Source organism: Pararhodobacter sp. (assembly GCF_036802785.1).
Classification (GTDB): Bacteria; Pseudomonadota; Alphaproteobacteria; order Rhodobacterales; family Rhodobacteraceae; genus Pararhodobacter.
Genome location: NZ_DAIRVN010000045.1, coordinates 25848 through 37083, shown reverse-complemented (window position 1 = coordinate 37083; position 11236 = coordinate 25848). Strand labels below are relative to the sequence as shown.

Genomic DNA, 11236 nt, shown 5'->3' with positions numbered 1-11236 from the left:
GACCGTCGCAAACAGAAAACGCGCCGCATGACCCCCATGTTTTGTCCACTCCCGTGCGATCTGTTCAAAGGCGCGGCGCACCAGCGTGGGCAGCACGCGCAGGCGGTACCAGCCGGGGGCATCAAGGCCGCTGCGGGGGGTGAAATCTGCTGTATGCTGCTGTGCCAGCGCCGCTATGGCGGCGGGGTCCGGCCGGGTGCCCTTTGCGCGGGTCTCTAGGCTGGTCCAGCGCCGGGCGGTGCCCTCCACCGCACCGACGGCAAGGCGCAGATCGGTGATCAGGCCCTGCGGACCGGTTTCAAGCGAGAGGCTGACGATGGCCACCGGGTAATCGCCTGCCTTGCGCATCGGCAGCCGGGTATGGGCGCTGGGGCGGGTGCTGCGCGGGATGGTCACGCCCGTTACAAGCAGCGGGCCGGGTGCGGTGCGCCGGGTCAGGAAGGCGGGCATGTCCAGCTTTTCCGGCCCGGCGGGGGTGGCGATGGAGACCGAGGCATCAAGCGCCAGCAACGCGGGGATCAGGTCTGCGGCGGCAAAGCCGGTGGCGCAGAGGTTTCCGCCCAGCGTGGCAATCCGCCGGACACCGGGGTTGGCCGCGCCGCCTGCGGCCTGCACCAGCGCGCGCAGGTCGGGGGCATCGGGCAGCAGGCGGACAAGCTGGTCATGGGTGGTGAGCGCGCCAAGCTGCACCATGGGGCCGCCGGTGTCACAGGCATGCAGCGCCTTGATGCGGTTCAGCGCCACCCAGACCGGCGCGACCGGCTCATGGCGCAGGGGCGCGCGCATGACCCAGCTTGCCCCGGCGACCGCGATGGCACCGGGCAGGGCTAGATGGCTGAGGGCATCGGCCACGGTCTGCGGCAGCAGCATGGGCGCGGTGGCGGCGTCTGTGGCTGTGGGCATGGCGGCTGGCGTATCCCTGTTGACTGGCTGGCAAAGAGGCTAGGCATGATGCCGCCCCCGTTCCTGTCGATACGCGCCCAAAAACTTGACGAAATGCGCCCCGCCCGGCCAAAGCGGCAGCAATAGCGGTTTCGTGCGCGCGAAGGGGTTTCAGGGATCGCCGCGGCATGGTTATCTGGTGTGACGCACTTTCTGACGCAACGGCCACCCATCGCTGGATAAGGAGGCTGACATGGTGACGCAGAAGCCCTCTCTGCCACGCGACGGAGCGGGGCGGTGGCAGGAGGCGGTTTCGGCCGCGTATTTCCCGCTCGATACCGCCTGCGGTGACCGTGCCGCGTTTCAGGGCGCGCTTGATATATGGCCGCTTGGCCCGCTGGCGGTCACCCGCATTCAGTGCGACGGCGTGCTCTACCGGCGCAAAGCCGCCCATCTGCGCGATGACAGCGAAAGTGCGATCCTCATCTCGATCCCCGGTCAGGCGCGCGTCACCTTCCGGCAATATGCGCGCGAGGCAAAATGCCCGCCGGGGGGCTTTGTGATCGAGCGCAGCGATGCGCCCTATGAATACTGGCATCAGGAGCGGGATACACAATGGGTGGTCAAGGTGCCCGCCGACAGCATTCGCGCGCGGGTCGGTGATCTGGAGCGGTTTGTGGCGCTGAGCATGGATGCGCGCAAGGGTGTGGCGGCTTATTTCATGGCCGGGCTGCGCAATGCGGTGGAGCATCTGGACGGGATGGAGGGGGCCGCGCGCCAGCTTGCGGGGCAGCATCTGCTTGAGATCCTTTGCCTTGCCCTGCGCGGCGATGAGCGGGTGATGACCAGTCAGTCCAGCGTGGTGCAGGCCGCGCATCTGGACCGCGCGCAGGATTTCATCCGCCGTAACCTGAAATCTCCCGGCCTGTCGCCGCAGGATGTGGCCGGGGCATGCGGGATATCCCTGCGCTACCTGCAGCGGCTTTTCGCGGCCTCGGGCGAATCGGTGAGCGGGCATATCCGCGACTGCCGGCTGGCGCGCTGCGATGAAGAGCTGCGGGCGGGCGGGCGCGAGAGCATCGCGCAGATCGCCTATCGCTGGGGTTTCTCCGATCAGGCGCAGTTCAGCCGCCATTATCGCAGCCGCTTCGGGCGCGCGCCCTCTGCCACACGGCAGGCCGCGCTGCTGCGCGCCGGGCCTTGATTGCCCCCTGAATTTGCGGCAGGCTTCAGTGTCTGCGCAGCGCAATCCCGTCTGACGGGCACGCTGTGGGGCAGGGGTTTTTCCGAAATTTGGGGGCTGGGATGCTGAGAATCGCGTGTGCCTGTGTGATTGCTGCCGCGGGTGCGGCCCATGCCGATGAAACCCCTTTGCCCAAGCTGGGGCCGGATGCGGTTTCGTTGACCGACGACAACGCCTATCTGCGCCAGTCGCCCGCGCCGGATTACTGGGCCTTCGCGCCCTTCGTAAAGCCGCAATTCACCACTTCGGCCTGTTCGGTGGCGGCGGTGACAGCGGCGGTCAACGGGCTGCGGGGCCTGCCCGCGCTGGCCGAAGAGCCGGTGATGAGCCAGGAGGGGTTGCTGGAGGCGGTGGGTGACGCGCAATGGGCCTCGCTTTCCGCTGAAGGCGGCGACGGGGTGACATTCGCGCAGCTTGAGCAGTTCAGCCGCGCCGCGCTGCTGGCCACGGGGCTGGAAAGCGCGCGCTCTGACAGCTTCCGCCCGACCGATGACAGCGCCGGTTCACTGGCCACGCTGCGCGCCATCCTGACGGAAAACGAGGCATCCGCCGATGATGTGGCGCTGGTCTACTTCAATCAGGGCGTTGTGACGGGCGACTGGGATGGCCCCCATGTGGCCGTGATCGGTGCCTATGATGCCGGGCTTGACCGCGTTCTGGTGCTTGAGGTCGATCAGGAATGGTATGTGCCGTACTGGACCCCCGCGCCGGTGCTGCTGGCCGCCATGCTCAGGCCCACATCGGACGCGCATGGCCCGCTTGAGGGGGAAACCGGCGGGCTGGTCCGTATCTGGCGCTGAGTGCGGATCAGCGCGCGGCGGGGCCGGGATCAGGCTGGCAGCAGCCCAGTGCATGCAATCCTGCCTCGGTATAGGTGATCAGTGCGTCGATATAGCCACCGCAGCAGGTGCCGGTTGCATGGGTATCGGTTGCGCGCCCCGCCAGCGCCTCGATCCGCCAGGTCGAGGTGCAGAGCGCCAGCATGGACGACACGCTGAACACCAGCCCCGCCGCCAGATTGTCGCGCGTGGCCCCCGGATAGCGCGCCGCGATGGCGCTGGTGAAGCGCGCCACCGTGGGGTCAAAGCAGCGGCTGGTCAGCTCGCGCCATTGCGGGTCAGCCGAGGTGAGCGCGATCAGTCGTGCATAGGCGCGCCAGCCCGGGTCATCGCCGGTGGCGCGCTCCAGCAGCGGGCGGATGAAACAGGCCAGAATCACGCGCAGGGGCGGGGCCGGGTTTTCGGCCAGCGCGGCGGCCAGCGCGGCCTCGCGCGCCGCGCTCAGATCGCGCGCCCGTGCCTCGACCACTGATTCGAACAAAGCGCGCTTGTTGTGGCCGTGGAATGACACCAGCGCTGCCGTGACCCCGGCGCGCGCGGCGATATCGCGGGTGGCGGTGCCTTCAAAGCCGCGTTCGCTAAACAGCTGTTCTGCCGCCGAAAATATCGCTTCACGGGTTTGCTGCGCGCGCTGTGAGGGCTTGCGCTGACGGTCCTGTGGATTGGTCTTTGCCAGATACATGAATCGCATCTTGATTTATTTTGGCCATATGTTCAAGTTAGCGCGACCGAATGGCGCAGGGGAGGGCGAAACTTGGCCGGAAACACACAAGACCGCTATGCGCTGATCGGCGCCGGGCCGATGGGGCTGGCCACGGCGAAGGTGCTGGCCGAACAGGGCATCGCCTTTGACGGGTTTGAGCTGAACAGCGATGTGGGCGGGCTGTGGGATATCGAGGCGCCGCGCTCAACCATGTATGAGACCGCGCATCTGATCTCATCCAGGCGCAAGACCGAGTTCAGCGATTTTCCCATGGATGACAGCACGGCCGATTACCCGTCGCACCGCGATGTGCTGGCCTATTTCCGCGCCTTTGCCGACCATTTCGACCTGCGCCGCCATTACCGCTTCGGGGTTGAGGTGACGCTGGCGGAGCCGCTGGGCGGCAGTGGCGAGGGCTGGCGCGTCTGCTGGAGCGCGGGTGGCGAAAGCCATGAGGCGCTCTACAAGGGCGTGCTGATCGCCAATGGCACGCTGTCAGAGCCGAACATGCCGCAATTCCCCGGCAACTGGACGGGCGAGATGCTGCATTCCGCCCAGTACCGCAGCCCGCGCCAGTTTGCGGGCAAGCGGGTGCTGGTGGTGGGGGCGGGCAATTCGGGCTGCGATATTGCCGTCGATGCCATCCACCACGGCGAAAGCTGTGAGATTTCGATGCGGCGCGGGTATTACTTCGTGCCGAAATATGTGTTCGGCAAACCCGCTGATACGGTGGGCGGCGCAATCCGGCTGCCGATGTGGCTGAAACGGCGGGTGGACGGGCTGGTGCTGCGCTGGTTCGTGGGCGATGCGCAGAAATACGGCTTCCCCAAGCCTGACTATCAGCTTTATGAGGCGCATCCCGTCGTCAACTCGCTGATCGTGTTTCACGCGGGCCATGGCGATATCCGCGTGCGCCCGGATATTGCGCAACTTGAGGGAACGACGGTGCATTTCCGCGATGGCACGACAGGGGAATATGACACGATCCTTGCCGCCACTGGCTACAAGCTGCACTATCCGTTCATCGACGATGCACATCTGAACTGGCAGGGCGATGCGCCGCATCTGTACCTCAACTGCATGCACCCGCAGCGCGATGACCTCTTCGTCATGGGCATGATCGAGGCCGCAGGGCTGGGCTGGCAAGGGCGCCATGAACAGGCCGAGATGGTGGCGCGCTATATCAAGGCGCAGGGCACTCCCGCAGGGGCGGCGCTGAAGACCGAGAAAGCGCGCGGGTTTGAGCGGGCGACGGGCGGCATGCAATATGTCGATCTGCCACGCATGGCCTATTACGTTGACAAGCATACCTATCTGCGCGCTGTTCGGCGGGTGAGCGCCCGGCTGGAGCCTGCGGCATGAACGGAACCGGGCCCGCCATTGACGCGGTGATGCTGAATTTCAGCCCCGGCAGTCTGATGCTGCTGAATGCCATTCTGGCGGTTGTCATGTTTTCCATCGCGCTGGACCTGCGCCCGCGTGATTTCCGGGTGTTCCTGCGCCAGCCGCGCCCGCTTCTGTCAGGGCTGTTCGCGCAGTTTCTGGTGCTGCCCGCGCTGACCTTCCTTCTGGTGCTGGTGGTTGCGCCGCAGCCGTCCATCGCGCTGGGGCTGATGCTGGTGGCGGCCTGTCCGGGTGGCAACATCTCGAACTTCATCACCCACCGGGCGGGAGGCAATACCGCGCTGTCGGTGTCGCTGACGGGGTTTGCCACGGTGGGGGCCATCGTGCTCACGCCGCTGAACATCGCGTTCTGGGGCAGCCTTTATCCGCCCACCGCCGAGATCCTGCGCGCCACGCGGATTGACCCGGTGCAGGTGGCAATCACCGTGGGGCTGATGCTGGTGCTGCCGCTCATTCTGGGGATGCTGCTGAACGCGCATCGCTCAGCTTTGGCGGCACGGCTGCGCGGGCCCATGCAGGTGCTGTCGATGGTGATCTTCGTGGCGTTCATCGTGGCGGCGATTGCCACGAACTGGGCCTATTTCCTTGATTATGCGCCCGTGGTGGCGGTGCTGGTCATTGTCCACAACGCCATGGCGATGGGTGCGGGCAATCTGGTGGCGCGGGGCGCCAGGTTGAGCGCCTTTGACCGCCGCTCGCTGACCATCGAGACCGGGATCCAGAATTCCGGCCTTGGGCTGGTGCTGATCTTTGGCTTTTTCGGCGGGCTGGGCGGCATGGCGGTGGTGGCCGCGTTCTGGGGCATCTGGCACGCGGTTTCCGGCATTGCGCTGGCAAGCCTGTGGTCACGCTACCCGGTGCGGCCATGAGCGGGGTGCTGATCACCGGCGCGGGCGGGCATGTGGGCCGCGCCCTTTGCGCGCATCTGGCGCAGGCGGGGCAGGCTTTTGTGGCCAGCGATCTGACCCGGCCAGCCGGGCTGGCTGAGGGCGCGGCATTCGAGCGGCTGGATGTGACGGGCGAGGATGCAGAGCGCGTGATCGGCGCGCTGAAGCCCGAGGTGGTGGTGCATCTGGCCTCGGTCGTCTCGCCGCCCAAGGGGTTTACCGATGCGATGGCCTATAAGGTTGATGTCGAGGGCAGCCGCAATGTGCTCAATGCCTGTCTGCGCCACGGCGTGCGGCGGCTGGTGGTGACATCTTCGGGCGCGGCCTATGGCTATCACCCCGAAAACCTGCTGCGCCCGCTGACCGAAGCTGACCCGATCCGCGGCAACCGGGAATTCGCCTATTCATGGCATAAACGGCTGGTGGAAGAGATGCTGGCCGAGGCCCGCGCCTCCAATCCTGCGTTGGAGCAGGTGGTGCTGCGGGTGGGCACCGTGCTGGGCGCGGGGATGGAGAACCAGATCACCGCGCTGTTCCACAAGCCCCGCCCGCTGGCGCTGACCGGCAGCGACAGCCGCTTCGTGTTCATCTGGGCCAATGATCTGGCCGCGATACTGGCGCGCGCGGCGGGGGATGGCCCGCCGGGCATCTACAATGTGGCAGGCGACGGCGCGCCAGGGATTGCCGGGATCGCGGCGCTTATGGGCAAGCGGGTGCGCCGCCTGCCGCCCGCGCTGCTGCGCGCGGCGCTGGCGGTGGCGTGGCCGCTGGGCCTCAGCCAGCACGGGCCGGAACAGCTGGGTTTTCTGCAATACCGCCCGGTGCTGGACAATACCGCGCTGAAAACCACCTTCGGCTACACCCCGCAACTGACCAGCGCCGAGGTGTTTTCCCTGTGGTGGAAGGCGGTGCAGCGATGAGCCGGGTTGCGGTGATCACCGGCGCTGCAGGCGGGCTGGGCCGGGCGCTGTGCGGGCAACTGGTGGCGCAGGGCTGGCAGGTCTGGGCGCTGGACCTGCCCTCGCCCGCGCTGGCGGAGATGTCGGGCGGCGCGGTCTCCGCGCTGCCCCTTGATCTGACCGATGACAGCGCGGTGGCGGCGGCGGCGGGGCAGATTCTGGCCGTTCATCCGGCGATTGATCTGGTGATCCACAGTGCGGGCGTTACCCAGATCAGGGCCTTTGCCGACAGCACGCCGGAAAGCCATCGCCGGGTTATGGCGATCAACCATTTTGCCGTGGTGGCGCTGACCGCGCAGCTGTTGCAGGCGGTGCGGCGTGCGCGCGGGGTTCATCTGGCCATCTCATCCGTTGCCGGGTTTGCACCCTTGCATCATCGCACCGCCTATGCGGCCAGCAAACATGCGCTGGAGGGGTTCATCAAATCTCTGCGCTCGGAAGAGGCGGCGCATGGCGTGGCCTGCCTGATCGCCGCGCCCGCGTTCATCGCCACCAATCCGGGCCGGGCGGAGGTGCAGGCCGACGGCATCGCTCGCCCCGGCGCCGCGGTGGACGGGTTTGACGAGATCACCCCGGATGCCGCCGCCGCCACCATCCTGCGCGGGCTGGCGCGGCGGAAGAATTTCATTCCGGTCGGGCGCGTGGCGCGGGTGGGGCATGTTGTGAACCGTTTGTTTCCCGGCCTTTATGAGCGCCTGATGCGCCGTCAGGCGACGCGCTGAGCGTCATGGCCCTGTCACCATGCCGGCCTAGATCAGAGCGCAGATCAGACAGCAGATCAGACAAGGGATTGCGCCATGATGTTCGATGCTTTCACCGCGCCGGGGCGCTTCTGGAAGGGTAACCTGCACGGCCATTCAGACGCGTCGGACGGGCGGCTGCCCGTGGCGGAGGTCTGCGCGGCCTATCGCGGCGCGGGCTATGATTTCATCGCTGTGACCGACCATTTCCTGCCGCGCTACGGCTTTCCCGTCACCGATACCGCGCCCTTCCGCGCACCCGGTTTCACCACCCTCATCGGTGCCGAGATGCACGCCCCTGCAACCGAAGCCGGAGAGCTGTGGCACATTCTGGCGGTGGGTCTGCCCGCCGGTTTCGCGCATCCGACGGACGATGAGACCGGCCCCGCCCTTGCCCGGCGCTGCGCCGAAGCAGGCGCCTTTGTCGCCATCGCCCACCCGCAATGGTATGGGCTGACGCAGGAAGATGGCCTTTCAATCGACGCGGCCCATGCCGTCGAGGTCTATAACCACACCAGCGCCGTGCATTGCGACCGTGGCGGCGGCCAGATCATGCTGGATGCGCTGCTGACGGCGGGGCGCAGGCTGGGGGCGATTGCGGTCGATGACAGCCACTGGCATGTCGAGGACGGCTTTGGCGGCTGGGTCATGGTCAAGGCACCGGAAAACACGCCCGGGGCGCTGCTGGCGGCGCTGAAGGCCGGGCAATATTACGCCTCTGAGGGGCCTGAGATCAGCGATATCCGCCGCGAGGGCGATGAGATCGTGGTCGAATGCTCTGCCGTGGACCGCGTGATCCTGCTGGGCCCGGCAAGCCGCGCGACGCGGGTGTTCGGACAGGGGCTGACAACGGCGCGGCTGAATGCGGCGCAGGTTGCCGCGCCCTGGTGCCGTGTGGTGGTGGTTGACAGCGCGGGGCGCAGGGCATGGTCTAACCCGCTCTGGCTGGAAGGCTGAGACGGGCTTTCCGACCCAGATCTCAGGCCAGAAAGGTCATCGCGTCACCCCGGCAGATCGCGCAGGAAAGCTCTATCGCCACACCGTCCGGGTCCACATTCACGCCGCTTGCCACCAGCACCGGCTGATTGCGCGGGATCTCCAGCAGCAGCGCCTCATGGCCGGTGGGCAGGCGCGTGGTGATGCGTGTCTCGCGGCGGCGGAAATCGGGCACCCCCATACGAGCCAGCGCGCGGCTGACACTGCCGGTCTGCGCCAGCACCCCGGCAATGGCCCCGAAGCGCGCAATGGGGAAGTGATGCGCGCCCAGCACCATGGGCCGCCCGTCAACGCGGCCCATCAGCTCGGCCAGAACCAGCCGCGCGCCGTCGCGCAGCCCCAGCATGCGCACCATCCCGGCCGGGGCGCGGATGACGCGCGCGCCCACAAACTCGGTCAGCGCGTCATGCCCCGCGCCGGTGATGTTGTCATGAAACCGGGTGCGCGGGTTGATGGGATATTCGATCTGGCTGGTGCTCACCCGGTAGCCCAGCCCCTGCCAGCCAAGGATGCGCCCCTCATCACGCAGCCGGTCATAGACCCGGCGCGCGCCATGCAGGCTAAGGCCATGTGCGCCGGCCAGTTCCGCCAGTGACGGCAGCACCGCGCCGGGCGGCAGGCGCTGCGATTCGATTTCGGCGCGAAGGTGGCGGCAGACCTCGCGCCAGTCCTCGCGGCCCGGATGTGCTTGCGCCATGGCTTTTCCCCGTCGTTGCCCCATGCCGCGCAGTATGTGCCGCTTTGCGTGTCGCCCCGGCGACGGGCCTGTGACGCTTTCACCCGCCGCACCACAGGGCAGGGCGGTTTGCGCGAAATTCCCGTGACAGGCCGCGCCCGGCAACCCTGTGTCACCGGCGCGTTACGCAGCCACCGCAGCTTGCGCCCGGACGGTGGCCCGTGTGGGCCTCATGCAGCAAGGAGCGTTCCCATGCCTGGCCTCTCACGGCGCGAATTCCTGACCCAAGTTTCAGCGGGGGCCGCCGTTTTCGGCCTGTCGCAGCTCTTCAACCCCGGGCGGCCTTTGGCCGCCACGCCCGATGCCATCGCCGCGATGACCGAGGGCCAGACGCCAAAGCGCGGCGGGGTGCTGACCTATGGACAGACCTATCCCAACTGGGCGCTGGGCCAGTCAAACCGCGGGCAGCATCCGTATTACTGGCTGGATCTGCTGACCCGCTCTGTCTGGAACGGGCTGGTCTGGGTGGATGAGAACATGGAACCGCAGCTTGAACTGGCGTCAAGCGCCACCCCCAGCGACGACCTGAAAGTCTGGGATTTCGAGCTGCGCGAGGGTGTGCTGTTTCATGACGGCACCGAGATGACCGCCACGGATGTGGTGGCATCGATGGCGTTTCACAAGCTGGGCGGCGTGGGGCTGATCAGCGGGCAGGTTGATCGCGTCGAGGCGCTTGGCCCGCGCGCCGTGCGCTTTCACCTGAACGCGCCGAATGCCGAGTTTCTGCACTCGGTCGCCGAATACCGCGCGATGGTGTTCAAGGCGGCAGAGCCTGAGGCCATCGGCTTTGACGGTATCGGCACCGGCCCCTTCCGGCTGACCGAGATCGACAATGCCCGCCAGTTCCGCGCCGAGCGTTTTGACGCATGCTGGACCGGCGCGCCATGGCTGGATGAAGTGCGCGGCGTGATCGCGGTGGGCAATGCCGCGATCAACGGCTATCGCGCGGGGCAGCTGAACGCGGTCTTCAACATCGACCCGGGCCAGACGGCCCAGTTCGAGGATGCGGGCGCGCAGATTCAGGCCGCGCCCTCGGGTGATCAATTCTGGCTGATCCTGCCCAAGAACCTTGATTTTCCGTGGAATGACGTGCGGGTGCGGCAGGCTATGGCGCTGGCGGTTGACCGTGCCCGGATCAACCAGATCGTCTATGGCGACGCCGATGGCTGGACCGGCAACGACACGCATATGAACGGCGTCAACGCCGAGTTCCTGCCGCGTGAGGGGGGGCGCGATGTGGCGCGGGCGCGCGCGCTTCTGGCCGAGGCGGGCTATCCTGACGGGGTGTCGCTGCCCGCGATGTATTTCTGCCCCTCCTTCCCGGAAGAGCCGCGGATATATCCCATCGTGTCCGAAAGCCTGTCCGAGGCGGGGATCCGGCTGGTGCTGGAAGAGCGGCCCTGCGACGGCTTCAACCCCTTCGCCACCGCCGTCAACCAGCCCATCGGCCGCCCGCGCCGCAATCTGGTGGGGCCGCGCAACCCGTTCATCAACCTCTCGCGCCTGTCACCGCGCAACCGCGAAGAGCCCGGCGGCTGGGCCGGCCCTGAGGCTGAGCGCTTTGATGCGCTGATCCTTGAGGCGGTGGGCACCGCAGACCCCGCCCGGCGGCTTGAGCTGTATCACGCCGCGCAGCGCATCGCGCAGCAGGAGGTGCCGGGCATCATGCTGGGCGGGCGGCGCAACATGGTCGCCCACCGGCCTGAGGTGCGCAATATCCGCAGCCATGCGCAGAACTGGTCCAGCCGGTTTGAATACATCTGGATCGACGCCTGACCACGCCTTCTGCCGGGCTCCGCTGCCGGTGCCCGGCCTCCTCCCCTTTTTCCGCCAGCAATCCGAACAGG

At 67.1% G+C, this 11236-nt stretch carries 11 protein-coding genes; 8 read left to right on the top strand and 3 right to left on the bottom strand.

The genetic code is table 11. From position 1 onward, the window contains the following. Nucleotides 1-903 (bottom strand): FAD binding domain-containing protein (locus tag V7Q53_RS15030; RefSeq protein ID WP_333829447.1); only part of this gene is annotated, 903 nt, incomplete at its 3' end. 232 nt (nt 904-1135) lie between these two features. On the opposite strand from V7Q53_RS15030, the gene V7Q53_RS15025 reads away from it, so the two are divergent. Beyond that, on the top strand, nt 1136-2086 hold the full coding sequence (locus V7Q53_RS15025; protein ID WP_333829446.1) for a helix-turn-helix domain-containing protein: 951 nt from the start codon (nt 1136-1138) through the stop codon (nt 2084-2086). 101 nt (nt 2087-2187) lie between these two features. Then, a complete protein-coding gene (locus V7Q53_RS15020) occupies nt 2188-2925 on the top strand; it encodes a phytochelatin synthase family protein (protein ID WP_333829444.1) in 738 nt (245 codons plus the stop codon). Between the two features lie 7 nt (nt 2926-2932). On the opposite strand, the gene V7Q53_RS15015 is transcribed toward V7Q53_RS15020, so the two are convergent. After that, complete coding sequence (locus V7Q53_RS15015) at nt 2933-3646, bottom strand: TetR/AcrR family transcriptional regulator (RefSeq protein WP_333829442.1); 714 nt, start codon at nt 3644-3646, stop codon at nt 2933-2935. Nucleotides 3647-3718: 72 nt separating this feature from the next. On the opposite strand from V7Q53_RS15015, the gene V7Q53_RS15010 reads away from it, so the two are divergent. The 5 genes from V7Q53_RS15010 to V7Q53_RS14990 all read left to right on the top strand — a co-directional run bounded on the left by V7Q53_RS15010 (nt 3719) and on the right by V7Q53_RS14990 (nt 8614). Further along, a complete protein-coding gene (locus V7Q53_RS15010) occupies nt 3719-5029 on the top strand; it encodes a flavin-containing monooxygenase (RefSeq protein ID WP_333829441.1) in 1311 nt (436 codons plus the stop codon). After that, nucleotides 5026-5940, top strand: a complete 915-nt coding sequence (locus V7Q53_RS15005; RefSeq protein ID WP_333829440.1) for a bile acid:sodium symporter family protein — start codon at nt 5026-5028, stop codon at nt 5938-5940. Before V7Q53_RS15010 ends, V7Q53_RS15005 begins: the two co-directional genes overlap by 4 nt. After that, the gene (locus tag V7Q53_RS15000) at nt 5937-6878 is read left to right on the top strand and encodes an NAD-dependent epimerase/dehydratase family protein (protein ID WP_333829439.1); all 942 of its coding nucleotides are present in this window, start codon (nt 5937-5939) and stop codon (nt 6876-6878) included. The genes V7Q53_RS15005 and V7Q53_RS15000 overlap by 4 nt, the downstream gene beginning before the upstream one ends. Continuing rightward, nucleotides 6875-7639, top strand: coding sequence for an SDR family NAD(P)-dependent oxidoreductase (locus V7Q53_RS14995; RefSeq protein WP_333829438.1), 765 nt, complete (start codon nt 6875-6877; stop codon nt 7637-7639). The genes V7Q53_RS15000 and V7Q53_RS14995 overlap by 4 nt, the downstream gene beginning before the upstream one ends. 75 nt (nt 7640-7714) lie before the next feature. Further along, nucleotides 7715-8614 (top strand): phosphotransferase, encoded by a 900-nt coding sequence (locus tag V7Q53_RS14990; protein ID WP_333829437.1) that lies wholly within the window; start codon nt 7715-7717, stop codon nt 8612-8614. Nucleotides 8615-8636: 22 nt separating this feature from the next. Here the strand turns inward: V7Q53_RS14990 and V7Q53_RS14985 are convergent, their stop codons facing one another. Further along, the gene (locus V7Q53_RS14985) at nt 8637-9350 is read right to left on the bottom strand and encodes a GntR family transcriptional regulator (protein WP_333829436.1); all 714 of its coding nucleotides are present in this window, start codon (nt 9348-9350) and stop codon (nt 8637-8639) included. Between the two features lie 231 nt (nt 9351-9581). Here V7Q53_RS14985 and V7Q53_RS14980 point away from each other — a divergent pair, with 231 nt between their 5' ends. Beyond that, nucleotides 9582-11165: an ABC transporter substrate-binding protein gene (locus V7Q53_RS14980; protein WP_333829435.1), complete on the top strand. Its 1584-nt coding sequence runs from the start codon at nt 9582-9584 to the stop codon at nt 11163-11165. Nucleotides 11166-11236: the final 71 nt, after the last annotated feature.